The organism is Sphingomonas sp. BL-S-30 (assembly GCF_055521475.1).
In genome coordinates this window covers 3854451-3880897 of the sequence record NZ_CM145481.1, presented here as the reverse complement: position 1 = coordinate 3880897, position 26447 = coordinate 3854451, and the positions used below count along the sequence as shown (strand labels likewise).

The window sequence follows — 26447 nt, the reverse complement described above, 5'->3', positions numbered from 1 at the left end:
CTTAGCCGTTGTTTGACGCCCCCCGGCCCTCATCGCGAAAACGCGGCGCTTTCTTGCCGAATGGGTTCTTCATCCCCGCAACCTGGGACGCTCCACCCAGCGCCGTCGACAACCCATCGAAAATCCCCTTCATCAGCGCACCGCTCGCCTGCGCACGGTTGGCCGACGCCTGGGACCGGTAGTTGAATGCGTTGATGTCGAAGCCGCGTGTGCGCTCATTGCCGCCCTTGTAGATCTGGCCGATATCCTCCGCGCCGATCATCGCGGTGTCCTTCTGGATGGTCACGGGTGATCCGAAATTGAGGTCGACGCCATTGGCAGCCATCGCCGCGGTCTGCGCGCCCTTCATCTGCGCGATCTCGCGATAGCGGCGCTGCGCCTCGATATTGGTGTTATCGATCGAATCGCGCACCTGCTCATTGGCGAGGCGCGCATTCTGGTCGGCGATCTGCGCCTGATAGCGATATTGCTGCGCCTGGCCGATGCCGGCGGTCACGGCGCCGATGGACGAAATGGCGGTCGAGGCGATCAGCAGGGCTGTGGTGGGTTCGCACATCAGCGGCGCTCCTGGGAAAATTGGATAAAGCGGGTGCCGGCGATCATGATCGGCTCCTTTCCGATGGTGAAGCCGATCCGTTTCAGGAAGCGGACGGCGCGGTGATTGTCCTCCGCTACTAGATTCTCCAGCACGGGAGTTGAATCGAACATCGCCGACAGGATGCGCGGCCCCCAGCGCAGCATCGTGCGCGGGTGCCGGTAGACCGCGTCGCTGCCGAGCATCCAGGGCGACCCTTCGCCGCACAACGCATTGGTCACCACCAGCCCGACCATTGCCTCGGGCCGTCCGTCGACCATCGCCGTCAGGCACAGCGAGGACGAGAGCAGCCCCGCCCGCAACGCCTGGCGCGGCGTATGTCCCATCGCCGCGCATTCGGTCACATCGGCCGCGCGCATCCGTGACGCGATCGGGCCGACATGGACGGGCGTGGCGCCGACCAGCGCGATCCGCTTATTCGGAGACGGAGGGGTCGAGATAGATTGCGCTCACGGTCATCGGCAGCGGATCGTCGGATCGCACCACCATGCGCGCGCCGCCATTGATGTCGGCGCGCAGATAGGTCTCGTACAGGCCGGTCATCAGCGCGGGCGGCTGGCCGGGCAGCTCGTTGATGCGCGATCGCAGCGGCTCCAGCGCCGCGTCGGTCGGCCCTGCCTTCACGCCGCGGCTGTCGATCAGCCGGATGACTGCCTTGGCCTGAATCTGCGGCTTGGCGATCGTCCAGCCGGCCTGGCCCTGAAAGGCGAGCGGCAGCGTCTCGATCGTCGCCGTATAGGGCAGCCCGACCGTCACCTTGACCGCCGGTTGATCGAGCTCAACCACGCCGTTCGAGACGACCAGGCCCGTGACGACGCCGCCATCGGCGAGCGCGGAGACCGTCTTCCCTTCGAGATGGCCGAGATTGCGGAGCATCGTCTGCGGTTCGTCGAACTGATAGGTCACCGCGCTGTCGAGGAAGCAGCTATTCTCGACCGCATCCCAGCGCGTGGCCGCCATCCGTTCGATCAACAGCTTTTCACCGCGGCGGACGGTCAGGTACAGCCGGTCCTCGGACCCTTCCGATATGACACACACGCTCTCGACGGTCCCGTCCGTCTCGCACAGGGTCCAGCCCCAAACCTGCTGTTCCTGCTCCCAGGTGAAGCAGAGCAGCTTGCCGTCGTTGCGCACTGCCCAGATCACCGATCGCGGTTCCTGCGCATAGGCCCAGGCCTTGATGTCGAACCCACGGAACAGGTGCGGCGAGAAGATCGTGATGTCGTTCGAATCGATGCTGTCGGTCTGAAAGGTGTAGCCGAGGGTCCGGATCCCGTTGCCGACCCCGGTCTGATAAAAACACACGCTGTCGATCACCAGGGGCGAGAGCCTCGAGGATCCGCGCCCGTTCTGGCGCCGACTGACGAAATCGGTCGCGGTGATATACCCATTCTGCCCGCCCTCGATCTTGAAGATGGAATCGGAGGTGAGCGCGAGCAGGTTGTTCATCGAGACGAGCTGGTTCACCGCGTTGACCCGGCCGGCGACCAGGGCAAAGGAAAGGGCATCGCTGGCCTTCAGGGGACGCGAGATATCCATGTTCTCGAAGCTCCCGGAGCGCGAACCCCAGATCGCGTTCGGGTGATTGTTCGTGCGACCCCAAAGCAGGCGCTGTTCGAAGAAGGTCACCGTCGAGGGGTAGTCGCCAGCGCCGGGGAAGGGATTTTCGCCCACGGGTGGTCCGTCCGAATAGTCCGGCCCGATATTGTCGTCGACGAAGCTGGTCGTCGTCGTCATGCCGATATAGCCGAACTCAGCGGTGTTATCGGCCTTGTAGACCCGGTAGCGTGTGGCCCCGGTTACCGCCGACCACGCCAGCGCATTGCTGTTGCGCTTCAACGTCAGGTCGTTGGTCGCTGTGTCCGGAGCCGATGCCCGACTTTCCTGCCCGGAGAGGTCATCGACTGCGGTCACGACATAGGTCGCCGGCTGGGGGAAATAGGCATTGCCGGCATTGGCGGCATCGACATTTGGCGACGATGCGGTCGCCGTCAGCCCGGTCGGCGCGCCGATCGTCGGCGCGAAGGCGACCGATGAGAAGGTCCAGTCGGTATGGCCTGCCCTCACCAGCTTGGTCGGCGCGTGATTGATATGGGCGAGATACATCGTGTCGGCCGATTGTTCGAAATCGGCCTCGGCGAGCTCCGCGCCATTATAGGGCGAGCCGACGCGACAGAGACGGGCGACGCTCATGCCGGCCCGCTATCTTCTGGCGGATTGGCATCCTTGTTGTGCGACAGGATACCCGCCGAGACATAAGTGTGCGCGTCGGCGATATTGATCTTGGCGACCCACGCCTCCCCATCAGGCTCGCCGATCGAGTCCATCCGCACCCAGGCGCCGTCGATCCAGAAACGATGTTCCGCCGTGGCGCGCGGGAAGCCCGCGGCCTTCAACACTGGCTGCCACGAAAGTTCGATCGTCCGGACGGGATAATTACCCCAATCGCCAGCGCCGTCGCGATGCCGGGTATGGACCAGCTCCCCGACCTTGAGTAGCCGCGCCGCCTTCTCCTCGCCGCCGGCCATCCGAACCGGCGTGTCGTCGACAACGCACCAGCCGCCGCCCGGCGCACCGCCATATCCGCCACCCCCGGTATCAGGCGGCGGTGGCGGCGGCGGTGGCGGCGGGACTGGGGGTGGAGGAGGCGGGGGTGGCGGTGGTCCGGCCCGGACGGTCCCACCGGTGTCGGCGCTGAAGGGGGTGAAACCAGTGGAGTCGATATCCACGGTGAAATGGCTGCTGTCGCCGACCGTTGTAACGCGACCCGTCATGCCGTTGAGTTCGGTCGTGCCGGCGATGCCGGAGAAATAGACCCGGTCGCCGACCGTATATTCATGGAAGGCCGCCTCGATCTCCGTTGCCGCGCCCAGCGTGATGCTCTCGATCGTCAGTTTTTCTTCCAGCACCATGCCACCGAGCGCCGCCGGCCGCATATAGCCCTGACCCATTTCCAGCGCGTAGGTCTGGGTGAGCGAGAACTGGAACGGGACCAGTCGCACCGGGGCCGTGGCGTCGTGCACCTCTGCGACGAAGCGAGTGCCCGGCCGCTTGGTCACACCGCCATATTTGAGGATCACGACGTTGCGTGCGCGACGCAGCCCCGTCGCATAGGCGGCGACATCGACGCGGGAGATCAGGTCCTCGGCGAGTTCCCCCTTGGAGAAATTCGGCTGTCCGGTGCGCAGCGGCATCACAGACCCCCGATCGTGCAGTCGGCGCCCGCGCCGCGCACTGCGGCGATATCATCGGGGGAGGGCGCATCGCGATTGGGCTGGCGGTTGATATCGTCGGCAATGGCGCGCTGCGCCGCAACTTCGGCCTGCTGGAGCAGCTGCCCCTTTGTCTCGCGGCTGTCGCGCAGCGGCACGGCGAGCCGGGCGGCGAGCGCATAGGCAAGCGCGTCGGCGAACAGGCCGGGCATCGCCGCCTCGGTCACGTTGCGCGTGACATATTCCAGGATCGCCCCGCGTATCTGGCTGAACAGCACGCCGTCCTCGATGACGAAGGGCTGGGCCAGCACAGGCACCGCGGGAAGGTTCACTGACCCTGCCGGCCAGCCACCCACCGGTGGCACGAGCCGTTGCGCGGTCGCCAAATCCGCGGGCAGGGCATAGGCATGCGCCCATTCGCTCGCCCGCGGATTGACGCTGAGTTCGGCGAGCGCCGTGATCCTGGTGGCGAAGCTCCAGTCGAAGCGTTCGAGCAGCAGCTTGAGGCAATGCGCATAATAACGCCGGCACTCCGCCGCCTCGGTGGTGGGCTCGTCGATATCGGCGATGGGCGGTGCCCGAAGCTCGCCAAGGGCGAGGTTGCAGATGGTGATGCTGATGGCCATGCGCCGTGTTTAGGCCGGCCGGAACGGAGTTTGAATCAAGCGCCGGAGGAGCCTTTTTCGCCTGCAGCATGCCGCGCAGCAAAACGTCGCTCGAAACCGGAAAAATCCCCCTGTTTTGGCGCCTTGGCATGCACAGGGCAGTTGACGAAACGACCGCAAACGTGCGGATAATCATGGCTTGCGAAAAGGGGAGAGAATGCAGGACCGCGATCTTCTGGAAGGCGAAACGCGCGAGGTCGGCCGCCGTGTACGCGAGCAGATCGCGCGCCGCCGCATCTCGCGCCAGGCGCTGGCCGATATGGCGAAGATCAGCCTGTCGACGCTTGAAAAGGCGTTGTCCGGCGGACGTCCGTTCACGCTCGCCACGACGATCCGGCTCGAGGAAGCGCTTGGCGTCACGCTCCGTCCGGTGGCGCCGCCCGCGCCCGCCCTGTCCCATGACCTCGCACCCGAAACCATGGGCGCCTATGCCCATGCCGCGGTGCGCTGGATCGAGGGGCGCTACCTGACGCTCAGGCCCAGCTTCGGTAGCCCGGGCGACATCTTCGCCTACGTCACCACGATCCGCTGGATCGACGAGGCGGGGCATCTCGGCTTCGCTGAATCGCAGCGCATGGATGCGCGCTTCGAACAGGCCGGGCATGTCTCAATGCCGAACCTGTCGGGCCATATCTACCTCGTCACCAATGTCGCCGGGCAACATCGCATGGCGATCCTCGGCCGTCCGACGATCGAGGGCGCGCTCTACGGCGTGCTGACCACGCTGCAGGTCGGCACCGGCTCGCAGCTCGTGCCGGTCGCCTGCCCGATCGCGCTGGCGAAGCTGGGCGGCGAGGCCGATCCGGCGATTGGCCGCATTGCACCGGGCACGGCGGAGCATCCCGACTATCGCGAGCGGCTGGACGTCGCGACCCAGGGCGATTTCGTGCGCTTCTATAGATAGGCCACTATTGACCACCGGCCGAAAGGGGCTTGCATCCATATCGCCATTGGGGACGTATAGTCCGCATAACATGGTCGCGTCCGTCAGCCCGTGCCGTTTCGCGGTACTGGCAAAGAATGATAAGATCCACACGCCGCCCCGCTCGCGGGTGGCGCTTGCGGGGCGAGACCATGGCTGTCCGGAACTGCATTCACCCGATCTGCATCGCGTTGGCGTGCGCTCTTGGCGTGGCCGCGCCGCTTGCCGCCCAGACTGATCCCACCGCCGAGCTCGACATGTTGTCACGGGATTCGGTCCAGACAGGGCCGGGCATCGCGCTTGCCCGCCGGCAGATCGGGGAGGGCGATCTGATGGCCGCCGTGGCCACGCTCGAGCGGGTGCTGATGGCGCATGGCGATGCCGATGCCGCGCTGCTGCTGCATGCGACCCTGCTCTGCCGCCTCGACGACCGCGAGGGCGCCCGGGCCGAGCTGGAGGCGCTCGACCGGCCGCCGCCTGGCCCGGCCTGGGCTGAGATGACGGCGGCCTGCGGCCCGATGCAGCGTCCCGGAACGGGAGGTTGATGCCATGACCCTTCTGGTCCCCCGCATCGCCGCCGCGCGCCTGTTGCTCGCCGCCACCGCGCTCACCATCGGGGGCGCTTCCCTTGCCGCGGGCGCGCCGGAGGTGATCGGCATCAACGCCGCGGTCCTCAACAATGTCCGGATCCGCCCCGGTGGCGCGACGGTCGCGCGCACCGCGGTCGTGCGGCAGCGCGTGGCGCTTGCCGACGAGGTGCAGACCGGCGGCAGGAGTCAGCTCCAGGTCCTGCTGCTCGACAGATCCACCTTCACGGTCGGGGCGAACGCACGGCTGACGATCGATCGCTTCGTCTATGATCCCGCCCGTGGCGCCCGCTCGGTCGGCGCCTCGGTGGTCAAGGGCGCGTTCCGTTTCATGTCTGGCCGGCCCGATGCGAAGGGCAGTTCCTCGATCCGCACGCCCGTCGCGACGATCGGCATCCGCGGCACGATCGTCGACGGCGTGGTTGGCGAGGATGCGGTGCGTATCGCCGCCGGGGAACGCGGCGTCGGACCGGACGTCCGCAGCGATCCCGCCACTGCCTCGCTGATCATCCTGCGCGGGCCCGGTCGTGGTGCGCAGGGCAGGGTGCAGCCTGGCATCATCGACGTGTCGTCGGGCGGGCGGACGGTCACGGTCGATCTGCCGATGCGCGCCGTCTATGTGCCGCGCCCCGGCGCCGCGCCGATTGGTCCCTTCGTCATTTCGCCCGAGGGATTGCGCGCGGTGCAGGCGCTGATCTTCCCCTCCCTGGCGCCGCGTTTCGGGCTCGCGCCGGAAATGGCCGGCCAGCCTTACTACCCGGTCCAGCCCACCACCCGTCCGCGTCCGCCCGGCGGCCCGGACTATCTGGAGGACAGTGCGGGCGGCAATCCGACTGGCTATCCCGGGGGCTATCCTACCGGCTATGCGCCGCAAGGGCCGGGCAGCTATATCCCGACCATCCCGCAAGGGATGCTCGAGACGGCCCGGCGGCCGCAACGATCGGCGCCAACGGGCGATCAGCAAACGCCGGCACCGACACAGACATCTGGCGGCGAGAACGAACGGATAACCACCCAGAAGTCCACGCCCACGCCAACCCCGGTACCGACACAGGTCGATACGCCGGTGTCCGACCAGGTCCCGGCACCCGCATCGACGTCAGGCCCGAACGAGAAGATGTCGGTTCCGACACCGACGCCCACGCCGCCCGCGCCGAAACCGGTAGGCGCACCAGCGCCGGGACCCAACGCGCAACTGCCGGCCCCAACGCCGATGCCTACTCCGACGCCCAAGCCGGTTTATGCGCCGGTGCCGGGTCCGAACGACAAGGTGCCGACGCCTCCGGCCAAGCCGATCAATATGCCGGCGCCCACGCCGAGCCCAACGCCCACCCCGGCACCGCCACCCAAATATCCACCGGGCCAGAACCCCAATCCGAACAACCCGACGGTCGTGAAGTGATGACGCGGCCCGGCGGTCGCGTCAGCGGCGGGGCGTGTAGGCCGGCAGCTGGATTTCGTCCTTCTCGACGCTCGCCAGCGTGCCGGCCAGTCCCTGCCGGTCGCGTGGATCGGTCGCCTTGGCGGCCAGGTCCTTGAGGATCGCGGCATAGGCGATCTTCATCGCGCCGGCGGCGGGCACGGCGATGTCGGGTTTCACCCCGACATGCTCCCAATTGGTCCCCGTGACCGGGTTGATTGCCCGGCCGGTCGGGATGAAGGCGACGAAGCCCTGACCCAGCGGCACATAATCGCCCGGATTGGCGCCGCCGCCGGTCGTTTCGCCGACCAGTACGCCACGCTTCTGCGTCTGCAGGTCATAGGCGCATTCTTCGCCGCCCGAGAATGTATCGTGCGACGTCAGCACATAGATCGGCCTTGTATAGCGCACGCCGGCCGCCGGGCTGGTCCAATAGGCGCGCGTCTTGCCGTCGGTGCGGCTGTAAAGGTCATTCAGATGCCTGGCGTCGCCCTCGGCGAAGAAATGGCTGAGCAGCCAGGCAACGCTTTCCGGCTCGCCGCCGCCATTCTGGCGCAGGTCGATGATCAGCGCGTCGGTGCCCGACAGCAAGGTGATCGCCGCGGTATAGGCCTTGGCCACGAACGCCGTCGGGCCGAAGCCGCGGATATCGAGATAGCCAACATTGCCGGGCAGGCGCTGCACGCGGTTGATGCCGAAGGCACGCTGCGCCACCTCCTGCCGGCCCTGCGCGACCTGCTCCGGGGTCATCGGTCCATCCTCGCTGGGCGGCGCCCTGAATTGCGGCTCGAACCGTACCCGGAAATGCCCGTCCTTGCCGATCTCCCGCAGGTCGTTGCTCAGGGCATCGCCGAACGCGGCGCTGCTGCTGGCAGCGTCATAATCGCCATGGCGCAGCTTTGCCGACAGAGCGGCGGCGACCTTCGCAGCGGTGTCGGGAAAGACATAGTGGCTCTTGAGTTGCCGGCCCAGGGTCTCGACCACGGCCGCTCGGGTGGCGGGCGTAATCGGTGCGTCCGGCGCCGACTGAGCGAGCGCTGCGTGACTGGCGGTGAGGCCGAGCACGGACAACAGGGTGAGGGAAAGGCGCATTACTTCTCCTAATCGATTAGTAGATAAAGGTAAAAAGGGGGAGCTCAGCGGGGTGCGAGATCGAAGCTGGCGCCGGTTTCCGGGGCCACTTCGAGTCGCTGGAATTCCCAGGCATCGCCCTTGCGAGTGCCTACGGCATGCAGGCGCGCCTTGCCCTTCGGTCCCCACAGGGAAATCGTCATGTCGGTCCGATACTCATCGAGATAGCTCGGGCCTTTCGTGCCGATCGCGCTGACCGGCTGGCCGATCGCCCCGATTACGCGCTGGTCGCTGCTCACGGCGCTGGCGGCGGCCTGGTAGGCGGCGGTACCGATGAACGGGGGTGGCGGCAGCGGAGGCGCGGGCGGCAGGGGCGGCGGCGGCACGATCTGCGCGTCGTGGATCCAGCGGCGCACGCCCGCATCGATCGGGGCCGGACGGCCATCGACCGAATAGCTCTCGTAATGGCGTCCATGGATATCGGTGGAACGCTTGTACAGGCGCTGCCGCCCATCGACGGTGTCGTGGATTTCCATCGTGTTGCCGACCAGTCGGCCCCAGAAAGACATGCCGTCCCCGGAGCGCGCACCGGCGGGTGTTGCCTGCCCAGCGAGCACGACACCCGTGCCGACCAGCGCGAGCAAGCCGAGCGGCACGCCCCAGCGCAGTGTGGGCGGCGTATCGGGTGACAACAGGCGTTTGATTCGATTCATCAGTAATCCTCCATTGGCAGGTAAAGCGAAACGAAAACCGGGCATGCGCAGCCGCTCGAGCGTGCTCAGCGCCTCTGCCAGCACGATCGGATCGCCGCAGGCTGTGACCGCCAGATCGTCACAGGCATGTTCGCGCTCGGCCCGGATGCGGCGGCTCAGCCACCAGGCGGCAGGATGATAGAAAAGCAGCGTCTCGATCGCGCATTGCAAGCCGTTCCAGATCCAGTCGAGCCGGCGGATATGCGCCAGTTCATGCGCGATCAGCGCCTCGATCTGTTCGGGTGCCAGGCGTGTCAGGATCGATAGCGGCAGCCAGATCACCGGCCGCAGCGCGCGGGCGGTACAGGGCAGGACGGAATCGTGCAGCAGCCGGATCGCGACGTGCCGGCGAACGCCGATGGACCGGCGCAGCGCATCGGCGCGCGCCTGCCAGAGCGGAGGCAGCGGCTCGAATACCGTGGTGTCGAGCCGTCGCAGCATCGCCCAGCCTCCCGCCAGCCTGATCGCCATCAGCGCGACGCCGGCGATCCAGAGCCAGCCCAGCCAGAGCGGCGCATCGCCGGCACTCGTTCCGGGTAGCACCGCGAGGGGTGGGAGCGGGGCGCCGGCCGGCCTGGCCATGGCTTCGCCGGCCGGGATACCCGCCTGTTCGCCCATCATCGTCACGAACGTCAGTATCAGCGCCGCCGCCATCGCCAGCAGCACGACCATGCCGACCGCGTGACGCAGCGAAGCGCTGCGTCGTGCGAGCAGCGCGAACAACGCGGCGGCGATCAGGCCAAGCGCGGCACCCTGCCACAGCGATTGCAGCAGCGCGCTCGCCAGGGCTGCCTCGATCGTCTGGCTCATGATCCCCGCCGCCGTGCTTTCGCCTCGGCGATCATCGCCTCGATCGCGTCGAGATCCGCGGGGCTGGCGGCGTCCGCATCCAGCGCGCGCTGCACCAGCTGCACGGCCGATCCGGAAAAAGCCCGGGTCATCAGGTCCTTTAGCAGGGCGGATTGCACCGCCGGTTCGGGATGGGCCGCGGCATAGAGATGAGTCCGTTCGCGCTCGTCGCGGCTGACCAGGCCCTTCTCGGCCATGATCGTCATCATCTTCAGCACCGTCGTGTAAGCGGTGTCCTTGGTGCGGGAGAGCGCTTCGTGAACGTCGCGCACCGTGCACGGGCCACGACGCGCCCACAGCACCCGCAAAATCGCCAGTTCGCCTTCGGTAGGATGAGGGTTCACGCGTCGCTCCTTGGTACGACGCCTATAGTACTAATATGTTAGTAGATGTCAACCACCTGTCTGATAATCGGGCCGGCTACCCGATTCCCGCCAATACCGGGCCAGGCCCAGTTCCTCGACGAATCCAGCGAAGCGCGGGTCCTTCCGCATCGCGGCGGTCGAAGGCAGGAAGATCATGCGCGATCGCCGGGCGGTGGGCCGGCTGTAGATGCGCTGCTCGGGCGAGAAGCGGAGAGCGCCGATATCGAAGCTGCGCCCGAAGAAATAGCCCTCGGCGATCGCGAAGGCGGTATCGACCCGGCCCAAGGCAGCCGCGAACTGCATCGAATTCTCGGCATAGCCCACACCCTTGTGCGCTGCCTCGACCGCGACGGCGATCGCGGCGTCGATATCGGCGCTCGTTCGTGATCGCATCGCCTGCGCGACGCGCAGGAGCATGTCGAAATCCCAGTCGGGGATGCCGGTCGGTCGTCCGTCGACATTCTCGCCGAAGCCGATCGCCTCGTCGGCGCGGCCGGTGTAGAGCAGCAGATAGAAACGCGTGAACCAGACCGCGAAATGGGTCGGGAACAGGGCAAAGGCCTCGTCCATCGCGCGATCGGCCTCGTCGAGCCGGTTTGCAGCCCAATAGGCCACGACGCGCGCATAGGAGGAACCCGGCGTCGGCATCGATCGCGGCCACAGCGCGTCGACCAGCGTGGCACATTCGCGGCACCGCCCGACATCGCCGAGGATGCCCGCCAGCGCGCTCGTCAGCATGGGCTGGTTGGGGCGATCGGCGAGCCCGGCGCGGAGCCGCGTCTCGATCTGTCCCCAATGCCCGATCACCGGCGTCAGCACGCCCATCGCCGCGCCGGCATAGACATTGGCCGGGTCGATCTCGCGCGCGCGCTTGCTCGCCGCGGTCGACCGGGCGCGCAAATCGGCTTCGAACTGCGGCGCCCGGGCGATCGATGCCCCGGCATAGGCCAGCGCGAGCAGACCCCAGCCATCGGCATAATCGGGCGCGGTCTGAGTCACGCGGCGGAGCAGGCCGATCGCCTGGCTGTTGCCCTCCAGCGTTCCCTGTCCGATCGCGAGCACTGCCTGCTCGACAAGCGGGGCCACCTTGGCCGGCGGCCCCTTGCGCCCGAGCAGCTGCGGCAGCAGCAGCGCGCCGCCACTGGCCGCGGCGAGGGTTGCGACGGCGCCCGCGATGATAGCGCGCCGGTTCGGCGAACGCTCGATCATGGTGTTGACCGGCACGAGGATGGGCGGTGGCGTTTCCCGCGCCGGTTCGGTGGTCGCGACGGTCAGGCGATAGCCGACTTTCGTCACTGTCTCGATCGTGAAGGCGCGGGCGCCGATGCCGTCCGCCAGCCTGCGCAAGCGCGACATGACGCGGTTGATCGCATCCTCCCCGACGACCCGGCCTTCCCAGCAGCAACGGATAAGGTCGTCGCGGCTGACGACACCGCCCTCCGCGCGAGCGAGCGCCACTAGCACCTGCATCACGCGTGGTTCGACCACTTCGCGGGTGCCATCCTCCGCCGTCACCTGGCGAAGGTCCGGCCGGACGTCGATCGACCCGATCCGGAACGGCGCCGCATGCGCAAGATCGATCCGGTCGTTCACCCCATCGCCCTTTCCACCCCGCCGCGCCCGCGTCGAGCCCGCCGCAGCCATATCGGTTCTTGATCGGTATTTCATCGGTCAATCATCACCTCCTCATCCTCTCGGGCAAGCGCGGCGGAGGGCAATGTCGCAATGCCCGGCGCGGTCGTTCCGGCCGGCGATTTGGAGGAGAATGATGATGACGAAGACCCTGACGATCGCCGCGGCCGCGGTCGCCCTGTTCGCCGCGATGCCGGCCGCCGCCAACCCGATCGCAGTGCGTCATGCCGATCTCGATCTGGCGAGCCCCGCCGGTCGCGTCGAGCTGGACCGCCGCATCGCGCGTGCCGTCGAGGCGAGCTGCGGTTCCTATTTCCAGGCCTCGCCCGAAGAACAGCGGGATATCGACGCATGCCGCGCCGGTGCCGTTGCGGGGGTGCGGCCGCTGAAGGACGCCCTCATCGCCCGCGCGACCGGCACGGCGTCGACCAGGGTCGCGTCGCGCTGACGCGGATCGACTGCCTCGCGATCAGAAGCTCGTCGTCAGGTTGGTCGACACATATCTGGTGTTGCCGGATCGCGGCGCGTTCGGGGCATCGCGCAGGAAGCGCCCCTTGGCCAGCCACACCCCGTCAAGCTCGATGCGCACCCGGTCCGCAACCAGCCAGTATCGTACCCGCGCATCGACCTGATGGCCGGCAAAACGGCCTGATCGTCCCGTGACATCGCGCACGCCGGTGGTGGAAAAACTGTCGTTGCGATCCGCCAGCCATATCGGCCGGTAGCTCACGAACCAGTCGATCGCCCTGTTGGGCGTTGCCTCAAGCCGGATGCCCGGCGTCATCAGGTTGGCGCGGCCCACCGCATTGTACAGGCCGGCCGGAGCGAGATCGGCGCGGCGCATGCCGAACAGCGAGTCGAACCGGCCATAGGAGCCGCCCGGTCCGTCGCCGCTGGCCCGGTCGAATTCGATCGAGACATGGGGCTTCCATCCATGGGCAAAGCCGTAGCCGATCTCGGCATGGACGAAGGACGCGCTCACATCGAGCATGGCGGCCGTCGGCGCCAGGCTGCTGCGGATATGGCCGAGCTGGTAGATTGCCTCGACCTCATAGTCGAACCCGCCCGCCTTGGGCTCGCGGACGATGCGGGCGCCGATCGTGTTCAGCGACCGATCGCGGCTGGGCCGCTCCGGCGCATCGCGTTCGCCGAGATGGTAGAAGGACAGTTCAGCCATTGCGGGGCCGATCGTTTTCGTGCGCGAGACCGTGCCGCCCCACAGCACCTGGTCGAAGCTTTCCCGGTCGACCCTTTGCCGGTTGTCGAGGAGGGAGGTGAGGTCGTCCGGCAAGCGGATTTGCGGCAGGACGTAGATGAAGGTGCCGCGCACCCCGCCCCGGGCAGCGATGTCGGCGCGCAGGCCGGTATAGCCATTGGTGGTATTGCGATAATCGTCGGCGGCGACCAGCCGGCGCGAGCCGATATTGAGCAGGAAGCGCCCGCCCTGCAGCGAAAGAGTGGTGCCGGGACCCAGGGCATTCGGTGCGTCGACCGCGACATAAGCCTGTACGAGTTCGGCCGCATTCACTTCGCCGGTGGTGATGGGCGTACCGCGATCGGCCAGATAGGCCCGGCTGTCGTAGAGCTCCGCCGCGATCCGCACTGGCCCGTGGCGGTATTGCGCGGTCAGGATCGTGCGCAGGTTGATCAGCTCGTCGCTGGCGTTGAACCCCACGCGCGGCTGGCCGTCGATCGTCTCGTAGCGGAGGCGAACGCTGCCGCTCAAGTCGAGGCCTTGGCCGAAGGCGGGCGTGGCGGCGAAGAGGAGGCAGGCGGCCGTCGAGGCGCCTCTCATGCGGTAACCCCGGCGAGATAGAGCGCGATGCCCGCCGTCGACGTCGCCGCGAGCGTCGGGATCGTACCGGCCTTGAAGCGCAGCACCGCCGCCACCGCCGCGGCCGACAGCAACAACGCCCATGGATCGACGCTCGACAGGACCGGCAGGTCGAAGTGCAACGGGCCGGCCTCGAACGGCCGTACCGCGCGGAACAATGTGTGGACGGCAAACCAGATGGCGAGGTTCAGGATCACCCCGACAACCGCCGCCGTGATGGCGGAGAGCGCGCCGGCGATCGCCGCATTGCCGCGCAACCGCTCGATGAACGGCGCGCCGAGGAAGATCCACAGGAAACAGGGGATGAAGGTGACCCAGGTCGCGAGCAGTCCGCCCAAGGTGCCGGCGAGCAGCGGCGGCAGCACGCCCGGATCGCGATAGGCACCCATGAACCCGACGAACTGCAGCACCATGATCAGCGGCCCGGGCGTCGTCTCCGCCATGCCCAGCCCGTCGAGCATCTCGCCGGGCTGAAGCCAGTGATAGGATTGCACGGCTTCCTGCGCGACATAGGCAAGCACGGCATAAGCGCCGCCGAACGTGACCATCGCCATCGCCGAGAAGAAGGTCGCGATCTGGCTGAACACGTCGTCCGGGCCTAGCCACAGCAGCAGGACCGCGACGGGGGTCAGCCACAGCGCGAGCCAGATCGCGGCGATCCGCAATGCCTGGCCTTTGCTCATGCGCGCATGGTCGGGCAGCTCCTCGCCAAGCAGCGTGTCGCGATCTTCGACGATGGCGCCCTTCCATGCGCCGTGCCCGCCGCCGACACGGAACACCCCATGCCCCGCGCGACCACCGACATAGCCGATCGCGCCGGCGGCAAGGATGATCAGGGGGAAGGGAATGCGGGCGAAGAAGATCAGCAAGAACGCCGCGCCCGCGATCACGAGCATGACGCGATTCTTCAGCGCCCGCGAGGCGATCCGCACCACGGCCTGCAGCACGATCGCCAGCACCGCCGCTTTCAGGCCGAAGAACAGCGCCGTGACGATGCCGAGCTTGCCATAGATTGCGTAGATCCAGCTCAGTGCCATGATCGATATCATGCCCGGCAGGATGAACAGCCCCCCGGCGATGATGCCGCCCTTCGTGCGATGCATCAGCCAGCCGATATAGGTGGCGAGCTGCTGCGCCTCGGGGCCGGGCAAGACCATGCAATAATTGAGCGCGTGCAGGAATCGGTGCTCACCGATCCAGCGTTTCTCCTCGACCAGTACGCGGTGCATCATGGCGATCTGGCCCGCCGGCCCGCCGAAGGAGAGCGCGGCGATGCGCAGCCACACCCGAAAGGCCTCACCGATCGAGACCTGCTCGGGCGCCCGATGCGCCGTTTGGGCGGCGGTCATTTCGGGCTCCGCGATGTCGCCGGTTTGTGGGATGTCCAGTCATGCGTCTCGCCGGTCGCATCCCGGCACCAGCGATACAGCGCGTCATAGATCGGCATGCCCGCATCGAGCTGGGCCAGATCGTCGGCGAACATGCGTGACAGGCCAAGCGATATCGCGAGCAGCCCGGCGGCTTCGGGCACCAGGTCGAGGCGCGCGGTGTCGGCACCGCGCACGATGGTCGACAGGCGGACGAGCGCTTCGATGCCGCCCAGCCCGAATTCCTCGACCATTACATCGAACGTGCAGAGATCGCCGCGATGCGTCCAGCGCACGCCTTCGCCCTCCACATCGAACGGAGTCGCGCCCAGGCGCACGGCCACGCCGGTCACTTCGGGGGCGGGCACGAACAGGAACTGCGCGGCGGGATCGACGAAGCGGCGGATCAGCCAGGGGCAGGCGATCCGGTCGACCTTGGGCCGCGCGCGGGTGACCCAAAGCGTGCGGCCGGCGCCGTCGCGCGGCGGCACCGCGGATTGGTCGACCATGGCAAAACCTGCGGCCGCCCAACCGGGCACACCGTCCTCCAGCGCGTCGGCGTCGGCGCCCGCCTGGCGCAACAAGGCGGCGATGCCATGGCTGGCGGTATCGCTTTCGCCGGCAACGACAATGCCGCGTCCGGCAAGGGTCGGCCCCCACTCGGCCGCGTCGGCAAAGGCGCGCCGCACCGCGCCGGGGATGAGGCGCGGCTCGGCGACGAATTCGGCTTCCGTGCGGATATCGACGATCGTCGGGCAACCGGGGGTGCCGATCAGCTTCACGAGCTTGTCGGCGGCAATGGCATTGATCGCGGGCATGATGCGTCCTCAAACGATAAGGGACGCGATACTTCAGCCTGTCGCCTCATGGGGAGATCGCGATCCCCATGAGGGTAAAAGGCAATGTCGCGACGTTTCTGTCAAGCCTTGGATCAGGGCTTGGCGGTATCCAGCACGATGTCCTGCACCACGATCTTGTCATGGCGGACCACGAACACGTCGACGCCCGATACCTGTTTCGGCGTACCGCGGAACTGCATCCAGCGCAGCAGGGCGACGTCGCCGCCCAGCGGCTCGACCACCGTCTCCATCGCGCGGATGCCGTCGATGCTGCCGGGGCCGGTCAGCACGACGAACACTTTCCGCGCATTCGCCTTGCCCGAATAGACGCCGGGCGCGTTAGCCGGAGTCTGGCCGGGGACCAGGCCCGGCGGAGTGATCACGACCGTATCGTCGGCATAATCGGCCATCACCGCATCGACATTGGCGGTCTTCATCGAGACGACATGATCCTTCACGACCTGCTCGGGCGTGCGATCAGCCGCAAGGGCGGGCGTCGCGCCCAGCAGCGCCAGCGCGCCTGCGAGTTTCACCCCCATGGATTTTACCAAGGTCGACATCTCTCTCTCCGCCCGTTTTCGTTGGAACGCGTGATCGCTTAATATGATATAGGATTCAAGCCTGCTTCCGCTCATGGCTGGCGCATCCCATATCAGTGCGCCCCGATACGGAGATTCACCATGCTCAAGCGACGCGCCCTCGGAAACCAGGGCCTGGAAGTCTCGGCGCTCGGGCTCGGCTGCATGGGGATGAGCCAGTCCTATGGCAGCTTTGACGACGCCGAATCGATCGCCACGATCCACCGCGCGATCGACCTCGGGGTGACCCTTTTCGACACCGCCGAGGTCTATGGCCCGTACACCAATGAAGAACTGCTCGGCCGTGCGCTTCAGGGCAAGCGCGACAAGGTGGTGATCGCGACCAAGTTCGGCTTCGATCTCCGGCACGAGAATCGCACCGGCGCCGTGAACAGCCGGCCCGATCATATCCGCGCGGTTGCCGAGGCATCACTCGCGCGGCTCGGCACCGATCATATCGACCTTCTCTATCAGCACCGCATCGACCCGGCGGTGCCGATCGAGGACGTCGCCGGCACGGTCGGCGAGCTGATCCGCGAGGGCAAGGTGCGCTATTTCGGCCTGTCCGAGGCGGGGGTGGCCAATATCCGGCGGGCGCATGCGGTCCAGCCGCTCACGGCATTGCAAAGCGAATATTCCCTATGGGAACGCGGGCTCGAGGCGGAGATCCTGCCCGTGCTGCGTGAACTCGGCATCGGGCTGGTGCCGTTCAGTCCGCTCGGCCGCGGCTTCCTGACCGGCACGGCGATGCGCGCGGAGGACTATCCCGAAGGCGATTTCCGCCGCGGCGATCCGCGTTTCCAGGGCGGGAATTTCACCGCGAACATGCGCGCCGCCGATGCGGTGCGCGCGCTGGCCGAAGCGAAGGGCGTGAAGCCGGGCCAGATCGCGCTCGCCTGGCTGCTCCATCAGGGCGAGGACCTGGTGCCGATCCCGGGCACCAAACGGCGCACCTATCTGGAGGAGAATGTCGCCGCGGCGGAGATCGCGCTGAGCGAAACGGAACTGGCTGGGCTCGACGAAGCGCTGCGCCCAGGCGTCGTCGCGGGCGAACGGTACGGCGAGACCGGCATGGCGATGCTCGACCGCTGATCGCGGTTCAGGGCTTGTCGGTGAAGCGCTTGACCTTCACCGGCAGGTCCTTGCCCTTGGTTCGCCGCGACGGGATCTGCACCGGATGCTTCTTCTTCCACGCGGCGAAGGTCATCGGTCCGTCCGGCGTATCGATGATCAGGTCGTCGGTCGAATCGGCCATGGTGCGCTTCCGGTTGGCGGTGGCGCGGCGTCGATGCCGCCGCTCGGGACAATCAGCCCTTTACGGCCTTCGGCTTGGCATAGGGCACGAACTCGCCCAGCCCGACAAAGCCGGTCTGGAAGTGCACCGACCGGTCGACCAGCTTGATCGTGTCGAGGCTGCACAGCTGCGAGCCGAAGGTCCTGCTGACCAGGATATCGTCGCTGTCGAGCGAGCTTTGGCCGACGCGCGGGCGGTTGACGTACAGCGTGCTACCGATCCGGTAGACGATTGCGGTGCCGTCATAGACCGTGGACGAACTGATGTTCTGCTGGCTGATGCAGCTCACCGGCTTGCCGGCGACGCGGCCTTCCAGCGCCTTGGCGAGCTGGGCCTCGGCCTTGCTGTTGTCACGGTGATCGCGCGCCGCGGCGGGAACGGTGGCGCCCATGCCGATCAGCGCGGCGCCGAGGAACAAGGAGGAAAGGATACGCATAGGGACCCTCGCAGTTTTGAGTGTTGATGGCGCCCATAGCACATCGTTGCTGAACCGGCGATGAGTGACCGGGACAGAACCGGTTCCTCTGGTCAGGGCACGCGGCGGGCGGTGAGAACCTTGATCGTCGGCGCCAGCATCTGCCCCTTCATCACGCCCTCGCCTTCGGTGGGGGAGGTGGGGGCCATGCCGATGCGGCGCACCACGTCCATCCCCTCGACCACATGCCCGAACGCCGCGAAACCGAGATTGTCGCCGGGCTGGTCGGGTTTGGCATCGAGCGAGGAGAGATCGCCGATCGCGATGAAGAAATCGGCGGTCGCGCTGCCCGGCTTGTCCCGCGCCATCGAGATCACGCCGTCCTTGTTGGTGAGGCCGGTCTGGGTGGTCGGCTCGTGCGGCACCGGCGGGAACAGTTTTTTCGGATCGTTGCGCAGGCCGCCCTGGATCAGCCCGAGCTCGGGCTGGAGCTTCATCGCCCGGTAGAAGGTGATGCCGTCGAACCTTTTGGTGTCGACATAATGCAGGAAGTTTGCCGTCGTCTTCGGCGCGCGATCCTTTTCCAGCTCAAGCGTGATCGGGCCTTCGCTGGTCGTCAGTACCACGCGAACGGTGGCGGGCACCGGCGCCGGCACGACGGGTTCGGCGGTCTGGGCGGAGGCAGTACCGATGCCCAGACACAGGGCGGCGAGGAAGGCGAATCGTCTGAACATGCGCTCAGCCTAGAGCGTCGCCGCGCGCTCTGCCAAGCGGGATGGCTGCCCCCGCGCGGATCGGCCGCGCGGGGGCATGCGCATCAGAATTCGGCGCTCACGCCGAAGGTGAAGGTCCGGCCGCTGGTCGTATAGACCTCGGGACGGTCGGCATTGATGTCGGCGAACTGACGGATCGCCTCATTGGTCAGGTTGATGCCCTCCGCCACCAACCGGATCTTCGGCGTGATGTTGAAATGCGCCTGGAAGTCGATGTTGTTGGTGCCCTTGATACCGCCGCCGGTGTTGGCGAGATTGCCGGTGCTGGTCAGATACTGGCTGCGATAGGCGTCCGACACGCGCACGCCCCAGTCCTTGTCCTCATAGTAAAGCGTCACGTTAGCCGCCCATTTGGACAGGTTGAGCAGCGGCAGCGTCTCGATCCTGGTCGTCGTGCCGGAGGTGTAGAGCGCCTTCTGGTGCCCGTCGAACCAGGTGCCGTTGGCGACCGCGCCGAGATGGTTGAACGGTGCCGGCAGGAAGGTGAAGTCGTGCTGGGCCGCGACTTCGATCCCCTTGATGTCGGCGCCCGGACCGTTGACCGGCCGGCTCACATCATAGGGCGTGTTGCCGTCCTGGCCCTGGATCAGCAGCGACAGCGGCAGGCCCGTCTGGCTGTACGGGATCGTCGTGCTGTTCGTCGTGATGAAGCTGTCCATCTTCTTGTAGAAGAAGCCCACCGAGGCGAAGCCGGTACGGTCCATATAATATTCGATCGAGCCTTCGATCGAGGTCGCCTTGTACGGCTTCAGGAACGGATTGCCGAAGCTGGCGCTCCCCCCGTTCGGCCGCGTGGTGAGTGTGCCTGCTGCCGCCAGGTCGCCGAGCGCCGGCCGGTTGACGTTGCGGCTCGCGCTCAGACGCACGACCACATCCTTGGCGACGTCGAGCGCGAAATTGGCGGCGGGCAGCCAGCCATTGCTGTTGGTGCGGATCGTCACCGGCACCAAGGTGTTCACATTGTTCACCGGCACGGTGAGGTGACCCGAGGAGGTCAGGTCGGTCGAATAATAACGCAGGCCGGCATTGCCGCGCAGGCGCATGCCGCCAACCAGCGTGTCGAGATCGACTTGGGCGAAGCCGCTCCAGGTCTTCTCGTCGACCAGGAAATCGCTGCCGGCCTGCAGGTTCTTCGCCGCCAGGTCCCGCTGATCGCCGATATAGGCATACACCCCGTCCACATTGCCGACGATATAGGGCAGCAGCGAATCCCGCCCGATCACCTCCTTCAGATTGTTCGGAATCGCCACGTTCGCCGGGACGTTGTGGAACACCTTGTTGACGTAGATATAGCCGCTGTTGCTGAAGTGCTTGAATTCACCGCCGGCCTTGAAGGTCAGCGCGTCGGTCGCTGCGAAGGCAGCGCTCAGCTTGCCATTGGCATATTTGCTGGTGATCCCGTTTTCCTGCACGTCCAGGCGCTGCAGCGTCCAATTGTTGGGGTCCGTCAGGTCCTTGCCATAGGTGTTGACCGGGATGGTCGGCCGGTCGTCGAAGCTGAAGGCCATGTTCTTGGCCTCCATGAACACCTTGTCGAACACCGGCTGGCTGAAATCGGATTCCTCGTAACCGCCAAGCGCGCTGATCGTCAGTCGGTCGGTCACCTTCCAGCTCGCATTGGCCACGCCCTGGTAGAAATCGGTGTGGTTCTTGACGATGTGATGCTCGGAACGCTGGTCGATGCCGGTATAGCTTGCAGCGCGCAGCGTGTTGCCGTCGATCACCGCCGACTGGATGATCTGGCCGCCATTGACGGTGGCGCCGGTCAGCGCGTTGGTGCCGGCGCTGGCGATGGCATAGTCGTCGCGGTAATCCCACAGCCGGCCATAGAGGAAGTCGACGTCGAGCTTGAACCGGTCGCCAGGATGATATTGCAGCGACGACGTGACGCCCAGCCGCTTGCGGTCGGTGTACCAGGTCGACGGCGATTCAGCCTGGGGCGCGATGATGTTGCCCGATTGCAGCTGCTGAGAGGTCGCGGCGTCGATATTGGGGCCGATATTGCCAGGCGCATATTTGACGAAACCCCAGCCCCAGTTGCGATAGCCATATTCGTTGCTCTTGATCTGGCTGTAAGCGACCGAGACGAGCGCCCCGAAATCGCCCCAGCGCCCGGAGGCGAGGCCGACGACGCGCGGGGTGATGCCGCTGGTGTTGGTGTTGGTCTGGCCCTTGGCCGAGACGACGATTTTCGAGCCGTTATAATCGAACGGCTTGGCGGTGTTCAGCCCGACGGTGCCGGCGATGCCGCCTTCATCCTGCTCGGCCGCATAGGATTTCTGGATCGAGACGCGGTTGAACAGCTCGGACGCGAACAGGCTGTAGTCGAACGAGCGCGACCGGCTGACGCCGCCGCGATTGTCCATGCCCGATGCGGTGTTGCCCAGCACTTCCATGCCGTTCAGCTGCGTGCGGGTGAATTCGGCGCCGAGACCGCGCAGCGCGATCTGGCGGCCTTCGCCCGAATCGCGCGTGATGGTGATGCCGGCGACGCGCTGGAGCGATTCAGCCAGGTTCAGGTCGGGAAAGGCGGCGATATCCTGCGCCAGGATATCGTCCTCCGATCCCACGGCGGCGCGCTTCAGTTCCTGCGCGCGGGTGAGGCTCTGGCGATAGCCGGACACGACGATGTCGCTCTCGCTGATGGCTTCCTGCTCCGGCGCGGCGCCGCCGGTCTCGACCTGCGCGATCTCGCGCACGGCGTGGGTCGGACGGCGCAGGGCGGCGGGTGCGGCCACGGGCTTCAGCACCGCGACGCCGTCGCTGATCGACGCCGACAGGTTGGTCCCGCGCAGCATCAGGTCGAGTGCTTCGCGGACGCTATGCGCGCCGCGCACGCCGGCGGTGCGGCGCTTCGCCACGACGTCGGGCGCCACGATCACCTGTACGCCCGTCGCGCGCGAAAATTGCGAGATCGCCGTGCGCAGGTCCGATGCGCCGATATCGAAGCGCATCTGGCGTGCCAGCGTGCCCTCGACCGGCTTCGCCTGCGCCATGGCCGGCGCGGCGAGCGCCGCCGCCAGCGCGATCAATGAAAGTCCCTTTGTGCGATCCATGATATTCCTCCGCTCAGGCGTTTGTTCGCCTCGGACGGAGGACGGGGTTGGGCACCCGGTCCGGACAAAAGAATTTTGTTGCAGTGCAATGACAGTGACGGAGCGAAAACGCCTCTCACTCCGCCGCCGGCGCGAGCCGCAGCTTGTCGCCGTCTTCGACGACCTCGAAACCATAAGCGGTTCCGATCGCGCCGAGCAATTGGCGCGGTTTATCAAGCTTGAAACGGCCGGACAGGGCGATGTCGCCCAGAGCCCGTGGCGGCTCCATGATCACCGGTCCACCGCGCCGATTGAGCGCGTCGACCAGGTCGGACAGCCGCATATCGTCGGTATCGAGCCAGTCCTGGCGCCAATCCTGTTGCGTTGCGTCAAAGCGCGTCGGTGCCTGCGCCACCCCGCCCTCGAAGCGCGAGCGCCATCCCGCCGGCACCTCCACGCTGTGCGCGTCCGCGCCGGCGCCGCCGAACCGCACGCGCCCGCGATACACCGCGAGCTTCACCTCGCCGCGCGCCATGTCGACGTCGAAGGCGGTGCCGAGAACCTGAGTCGACGACGCGCCGGCCTGGACGATGAACGGCCGGTTCTTCTCGTGCGCGACGTCGAAATAGGCCTCGCCCCGGTTGAGCGCGACCTGCCGTTTGTCGTCGTCGATCGTCACGTCGATGCTGGTCGCACCATTGAGATGAAGCGTCGAGCCATCGGCAAGCGTGACGTCGCTCTGCTGCCCGCGCGCCGTTTCGTAATGCGCGACGATCGGGGCCGGGGCGCTGGCGAACCATCCGTTCGACACGCCGCCAATCCCCACGCCCGCCACGAGCATGGCGGCGCCGAGTGTCGCGATTCCCCGCCGCCGCGTGGCGCGCATCGCCAGAATATCGTCGTCGGAAAGCCGGCCAAAGGACGCTGATTGCTCGAGCGCCTCAGCCAAGGCGGGGTCGTCGAGCGTCGCCTGGACGTCATCGGCAAGCGGCGGCGGCGTCGCCGGGGCGGCATCTTCGGCCAGCGCCCAGTGGGCGGCATCGCGCAGGGCGGCACGGCGGCTCATGCCCGGGCTCCCGCCGGCAGGCCGCGCCGTTCCAGCGCGGCGCGCAGATCGGCCAGCGCCCGGCTGCAATGTTTCTCGATCGCCGAAAGGCTGAGCTGCAGGTCGTTCGCGATCACCGTCGCCGGAATGCCGTCGAGCCGCCGGCGCAGGAACACCTCGCGGCGTAGCGGCGGCATCACCTTCAGCGCGCGCACCAGGATGTCGACCCGCTGGCGGTAGTCGAGAATTTCCTCGGCGCGGGGCTGGGGACAGGCAATGTCCTCGGCCAGCTCGGCGGTCTGCGGTTGAGCCTGGCGGCGGCGCATATGGTCGAACACGAGGTTGCGCGCGACCGCGAAGCAGAAGGCGCCAACATCCGCCACCGGCCGGGTGCGGCGATAGCTGTAGAGCCGGACATAGGTTTCTTGGACGATGTCCTCGCCGTCGTTGCGGTCGCGCAGCCGGCCTTCGACGAAGCGCTGCAGCGCCTGGCGCAGGTCGATCTCATCCCGCGCGAGGCCCCGCGCGGCCGCGATGGGCGACAGCTCGTTCATGAGATCCGCCCGGCGCAGAGGGGCAGGGCGCGGCGGCGCGGCATGCCGGTCATTGGTCGCTCCCGTCCCTGGAAATTCACACGAGTCCCGTTCCCCTAGGCGCGCTCCATGACCCATCAGTGACAGTCGCGCGGATGAAGCGCTGACTCGTCGCTTTACTGTAACGCGCGGCCCTTAAGGCCCCGCCCTTTGGTGGCGGGAGTGGATCATGCGCGGAACGATGCTGATGGCGACGATGGCAGCGCTCGCCTTGGCCGGCTCGGCTCCCGCGCAAAAGCCGGAACGGCCGTTGTTCAGCATCGGTGCCATCGCCGATGCGCAATATGCGGTCGAGCCCGACAATGGCCAGCGCCTCTACCGCACTACTCCCGCCAAGCTCGCCGCCGCGGTCGCCGATCTCAACCGGCAGAAGCTCGCCTTTGTCGTCCATCTCGGCGATTTCATCGACCGCGACTGGGCGAGCTATGATCTGATCCTGCCGGTCGCGCGCAAGCTGAAGCACCCCTGGCAGTTCGTGCTGGGCAATCATGAATTCTCGATCGACGACGCGCACAAGCCGATGGTCCCGGCCAAGCTCGGCATGAAGGCGCGCTATCACAGCTTCGTGCAGCATGGCTGGATGTTCATCGTCACCGACGGCAACGACCTCAGCAGCTATGCCTGGCCCGAGGGCAGCGCCGAGCTCAAGACAAGCATGGCGGCACATGCCGGCCTCTACGCCGACAAGCCGCTATGGGACGGCGGCATCGGCGACGCGCAGCTCCACTGGATCGACGCGCAGCTCGCCGAAGCGGACAAGCGCGGGCTGAAGGCAATGCTGTTCAATCATTTCCCGCTCTATCCGGAAAACCCGCACAATCTGTGGAATGCTCCGGCGGTGATGGCGCTGCTCGAACGACACCCTTCCGCGAAGATCTGGCTCGACGGCCATAATCATGACGGCAATTACGGCGCCCGCGCCGGCATCCACTATGTCAACCTGAAGGCGATGCTCGACACGGAGGAAACCGCCTATGCCCGGCTCGACTTCTTCGCCGACAAGGTGGTGGTGCACGGTACGGGGCGGCAGCAGGACATGACGCTGTCACTGCGGTGACGCTGGCCGATCCCGATTTCCATGCCTAGACTGTGCGGGTCAGGGGCCGTGGAGAGGAACCGCCATGCAGATCGTCGACCGCGCGGCCGTGAAGGGCTCGCTGCGCCCGAGCAACCATCCTTATCTCAACGGTGCCTGGACGCCACTGCATGAAGAAGTGACCGCGATCGAACTGGAGGTGATCGAGGGCGCGATCCCGACCGATATCGACGGCGTCTATCTGCGCAATACCGAGAATCAGCTGCACCAGCCGCTCGGCCGTTATCATCCGTTCGACGGCGACGGCATGATTCACCAGATCGATTTCCGGAACGGTGCTGCCTCGTACCGCAATCGCTTCGTGCGCACGCGGTGCTTCCAGGCCGAGCAGGAAGCGGGCGGGTCGCTCTGGGGCGGGCTGGCGGATCGCGCCGGCACCTCGCTGCGCCCCGGCTTCGGCGCGCATGGCGCGCTCAAGGACAGCAGCAGCACCGACATCATCGTCCATGCGGGCAAGGCGATCTCGACCTTCTACCAGTGCGGCGAAGGCTATGTGCTCGATCCCGAAACGCTCGAACAGCATGGGATGGCGGCCTGGGTACCGATCGACGGCATCTCCGCGCATCCCAAGGTGGACGATCGCACCGGCGAGCTGATGTTCTTCAACTACTCGAAGCACGCGCCCTTCATGCATTACGGCGTGGTCGACCGGAACGAGAAGCTGACGCATTATATCCCCGTGCCGCTGCCGGGCCCGCGCCTGCCGCACGACATGACCTTCAGCGAAAACTGGTCGATCGTGAACGACCTGCCGGTGTTCTGGGATGCCGAGCTGCTCAAGCGCGACATCCACGCCGCGCGCCTGCATGAAGGCGTGCCCGCGCGCTTCGCGCTGATCCCGCGCCATGGCGGCCCCAACGAGATCCGCTGGTTCGAGGCGGCACCGACCTATGTCCTGCATTTCCTCAACGCCTATGAGGAAGGCGACGAAGTGGTGATGGACGGCTATTTCCAGGAGGATCCCACGCCGGCGCCGCTCGAGAACGCCGATGGCTATGGGCACCTCATGGCCTATGTCGATGAGCACAGCTTCCGCCCGAAGCTGCACCGCTGGCGCTTCAACCTGGCCGATGGGACGACCCGCGAGGAACGGCTGGACGATCGCATCCTTGAATTCGGGATGATCAACCAGCGCGTAGCGGGGCGGAAGCATCGTTACATCTATTCGACCACGTCAAAGCCCGGCTGGTTCCTGTTCAACGGCTTCGTCAAGCATGACCTGGAAACGGGAGAATCCTGGCAGCTGATGCTGGAGGACGGCCGCTATGCCAGCGAAGCGCCCTTCGCGCCGCGGACTGGCGCGGTGGACGAGGATGACGGCTATCTGGTCAGCTTTATCATCGACGAGAATCGCGGCACCTCCGAATGCGTGCTGATCGACTGCAAGAGGTTCGAGGAGGGACCGGTCTGCCGCATCGCGCTGCCGCACAAGATCTGCAGCGGCACCCACGCGCATTGGGCTGAGCGGTCGGTGCTGCGGGCTGCGGGGTAGAACCTCAGCCCAAAAC

At 66.6% G+C, this 26447-nt stretch carries 26 protein-coding genes; 7 read left to right on the top strand and 19 right to left on the bottom strand.

The window, feature by feature from the left end:
* Position 1: 1 nt before the first annotated feature.
* Genes ACZ1I5_RS18090 through ACZ1I5_RS18070 form a run of 5 tightly spaced genes read right to left on the bottom strand, consistent with a single transcriptional unit; the run spans position 2 to position 4433 of the window.
* Complete coding sequence (locus ACZ1I5_RS18090; RefSeq protein ID WP_465170633.1) at positions 2–556, bottom strand: virion core protein, T7 gp14 family; 555 nt, start codon at positions 554–556, stop codon at positions 2–4.
* Complete coding sequence (locus tag ACZ1I5_RS18085) at positions 556–954, bottom strand: hypothetical protein (RefSeq protein ID WP_465170632.1); 399 nt, start codon at positions 952–954, stop codon at positions 556–558. Before ACZ1I5_RS18085 ends, ACZ1I5_RS18090 begins: the two co-directional genes overlap by 1 nt.
* A 55-nt stretch (positions 955–1009) precedes the next feature.
* Positions 1010–2788: a phage tail protein gene (locus tag ACZ1I5_RS18080; RefSeq protein WP_465170631.1), complete on the bottom strand. Its 1779-nt coding sequence runs from the start codon at positions 2786–2788 to the stop codon at positions 1010–1012.
* Positions 2785–3789: a ubiquitin-activating E1 FCCH domain-containing protein gene (locus ACZ1I5_RS18075; protein ID WP_465170630.1), complete on the bottom strand. Its 1005-nt coding sequence runs from the start codon at positions 3787–3789 to the stop codon at positions 2785–2787. The genes ACZ1I5_RS18080 and ACZ1I5_RS18075 overlap by 4 nt, the downstream gene beginning before the upstream one ends.
* Positions 3789–4433, bottom strand: a complete 645-nt coding sequence (locus tag ACZ1I5_RS18070; protein WP_465170629.1) for a phage connector family protein — start codon at positions 4431–4433, stop codon at positions 3789–3791. The genes ACZ1I5_RS18075 and ACZ1I5_RS18070 overlap by 1 nt, the downstream gene beginning before the upstream one ends.
* A gap of 196 nt (positions 4434–4629) precedes the next feature.
* Between ACZ1I5_RS18070 and ACZ1I5_RS18065 the strand changes: the two genes are divergently transcribed.
* The 3 genes from ACZ1I5_RS18065 (at position 4630) to ACZ1I5_RS18055 (ending at position 7383) form a co-directional block, all read left to right on the top strand.
* Complete coding sequence (locus ACZ1I5_RS18065) at positions 4630–5376, top strand: helix-turn-helix domain-containing protein (RefSeq protein WP_465170628.1); 747 nt, start codon at positions 4630–4632, stop codon at positions 5374–5376.
* 170 nt (positions 5377–5546) lie between these two features.
* Positions 5547–5939 (top strand): tetratricopeptide repeat protein, encoded by a 393-nt coding sequence (locus ACZ1I5_RS18060; protein WP_465170627.1) that lies wholly within the window; start codon positions 5547–5549, stop codon positions 5937–5939.
* A gap of 4 nt (positions 5940–5943) precedes the next feature.
* Positions 5944–7383 (top strand): FecR family protein, encoded by a 1440-nt coding sequence (locus ACZ1I5_RS18055; RefSeq protein ID WP_465170626.1) that lies wholly within the window; start codon positions 5944–5946, stop codon positions 7381–7383.
* 21 nt (positions 7384–7404) lie between these two features.
* Here the strand turns inward: ACZ1I5_RS18055 and ACZ1I5_RS18050 are convergent, their stop codons facing one another.
* The 4 genes from ACZ1I5_RS18050 to ACZ1I5_RS18035 are packed head-to-tail and all read right to left on the bottom strand — an operon-like array spanning position 7405 to position 12082.
* Positions 7405–8493, bottom strand: a complete 1089-nt coding sequence (locus ACZ1I5_RS18050) for a S41 family peptidase (protein ID WP_465170625.1) — start codon at positions 8491–8493, stop codon at positions 7405–7407.
* Positions 8494–8537: 44 nt separating this feature from the next.
* Positions 8538–10034 carry a M56 family metallopeptidase gene (locus ACZ1I5_RS18045; protein WP_465170624.1) on the bottom strand — a complete coding sequence of 499 codons (1497 nt, stop codon included), beginning with the start codon at positions 10032–10034 and terminating at the stop codon, positions 8538–8540.
* Positions 10031–10417, bottom strand: coding sequence for a BlaI/MecI/CopY family transcriptional regulator (locus tag ACZ1I5_RS18040; RefSeq protein ID WP_465170623.1), 387 nt, complete (start codon positions 10415–10417; stop codon positions 10031–10033). The genes ACZ1I5_RS18045 and ACZ1I5_RS18040 overlap by 4 nt, the downstream gene beginning before the upstream one ends.
* A gap of 48 nt (positions 10418–10465) precedes the next feature.
* Complete coding sequence (locus ACZ1I5_RS18035) at positions 10466–12082, bottom strand: winged helix-turn-helix domain-containing protein (protein WP_465170622.1); 1617 nt, start codon at positions 12080–12082, stop codon at positions 10466–10468.
* 127 nt (positions 12083–12209) lie between these two features.
* Here ACZ1I5_RS18035 and ACZ1I5_RS18030 point away from each other — a divergent pair, with 127 nt between their 5' ends.
* Positions 12210–12518 carry a UrcA family protein gene (locus ACZ1I5_RS18030; protein WP_465170621.1) on the top strand — a complete coding sequence of 103 codons (309 nt, stop codon included), beginning with the start codon at positions 12210–12212 and terminating at the stop codon, positions 12516–12518.
* A gap of 21 nt (positions 12519–12539) precedes the next feature.
* On the opposite strand, the gene ACZ1I5_RS18025 is transcribed toward ACZ1I5_RS18030, so the two are convergent.
* The 4 genes from ACZ1I5_RS18025 to ACZ1I5_RS18010 form a co-directional block, all read right to left on the bottom strand.
* The gene (locus tag ACZ1I5_RS18025) at positions 12540–13865 is read right to left on the bottom strand and encodes an alginate export family protein (RefSeq protein WP_465170620.1); all 1326 of its coding nucleotides are present in this window, start codon (positions 13863–13865) and stop codon (positions 12540–12542) included.
* Complete coding sequence (chrA, locus tag ACZ1I5_RS18020) at positions 13862–15253, bottom strand: chromate efflux transporter (RefSeq protein WP_465170619.1); 1392 nt, start codon at positions 15251–15253, stop codon at positions 13862–13864. The genes ACZ1I5_RS18025 and chrA overlap by 4 nt, the downstream gene beginning before the upstream one ends.
* Positions 15250–16089, bottom strand: a complete 840-nt coding sequence (locus tag ACZ1I5_RS18015) for a chromate resistance protein ChrB domain-containing protein (protein WP_465170618.1) — start codon at positions 16087–16089, stop codon at positions 15250–15252. Before ACZ1I5_RS18015 ends, chrA begins: the two co-directional genes overlap by 4 nt.
* Positions 16090–16202: 113 nt before the next feature.
* Positions 16203–16670: a nuclear transport factor 2 family protein gene (locus ACZ1I5_RS18010; protein ID WP_465170617.1), complete on the bottom strand. Its 468-nt coding sequence runs from the start codon at positions 16668–16670 to the stop codon at positions 16203–16205.
* A gap of 120 nt (positions 16671–16790) precedes the next feature.
* Between ACZ1I5_RS18010 and ACZ1I5_RS18005 the strand changes: the two genes are divergently transcribed.
* A complete protein-coding gene (locus tag ACZ1I5_RS18005; RefSeq protein WP_465170616.1) occupies positions 16791–17780 on the top strand; it encodes an aldo/keto reductase in 990 nt (329 codons plus the stop codon).
* A 7-nt stretch (positions 17781–17787) separates the two neighbouring features.
* Here ACZ1I5_RS18005 and ACZ1I5_RS18000 read toward each other — a convergent pair whose 3' ends face one another.
* The 6 genes from ACZ1I5_RS18000 to ACZ1I5_RS17975 all read right to left on the bottom strand — a co-directional run bounded on the left by ACZ1I5_RS18000 (position 17788) and on the right by ACZ1I5_RS17975 (position 23804).
* On the bottom strand, positions 17788–17943 hold the full coding sequence (locus ACZ1I5_RS18000; protein ID WP_465170615.1) for a hypothetical protein: 156 nt from the start codon (positions 17941–17943) through the stop codon (positions 17788–17790).
* Positions 17944–17995: 52 nt separating this feature from the next.
* The gene (locus ACZ1I5_RS17995) at positions 17996–18418 is read right to left on the bottom strand and encodes a hypothetical protein (RefSeq protein ID WP_465170614.1); all 423 of its coding nucleotides are present in this window, start codon (positions 18416–18418) and stop codon (positions 17996–17998) included.
* Between the two features lie 92 nt (positions 18419–18510).
* Positions 18511–19131 carry a peptidylprolyl isomerase gene (locus tag ACZ1I5_RS17990; protein WP_465170613.1) on the bottom strand — a complete coding sequence of 207 codons (621 nt, stop codon included), beginning with the start codon at positions 19129–19131 and terminating at the stop codon, positions 18511–18513.
* An 83-nt stretch (positions 19132–19214) separates the two neighbouring features.
* On the bottom strand, positions 19215–22226 hold the full coding sequence (locus ACZ1I5_RS17985) for a TonB-dependent receptor (RefSeq protein WP_465170612.1): 3012 nt from the start codon (positions 22224–22226) through the stop codon (positions 19215–19217).
* Between the two features lie 115 nt (positions 22227–22341).
* Complete coding sequence (locus ACZ1I5_RS17980) at positions 22342–23271, bottom strand: FecR family protein (protein ID WP_465170611.1); 930 nt, start codon at positions 23269–23271, stop codon at positions 22342–22344.
* Positions 23268–23804, bottom strand: coding sequence for an RNA polymerase sigma factor (locus ACZ1I5_RS17975; protein ID WP_465170610.1), 537 nt, complete (start codon positions 23802–23804; stop codon positions 23268–23270). Before ACZ1I5_RS17975 ends, ACZ1I5_RS17980 begins: the two co-directional genes overlap by 4 nt.
* A 208-nt stretch (positions 23805–24012) precedes the next feature.
* Between ACZ1I5_RS17975 and ACZ1I5_RS17970 the strand changes: the two genes are divergently transcribed.
* Positions 24013–24900, top strand: a complete 888-nt coding sequence (locus ACZ1I5_RS17970; RefSeq protein WP_465170609.1) for a metallophosphoesterase — start codon at positions 24013–24015, stop codon at positions 24898–24900.
* Positions 24901–24964: 64 nt separating this feature from the next.
* The gene (locus ACZ1I5_RS17965; protein ID WP_465170608.1) at positions 24965–26431 is read left to right on the top strand and encodes a carotenoid oxygenase family protein; all 1467 of its coding nucleotides are present in this window, start codon (positions 24965–24967) and stop codon (positions 26429–26431) included.
* Positions 26432–26447: the final 16 nt, after the last annotated feature.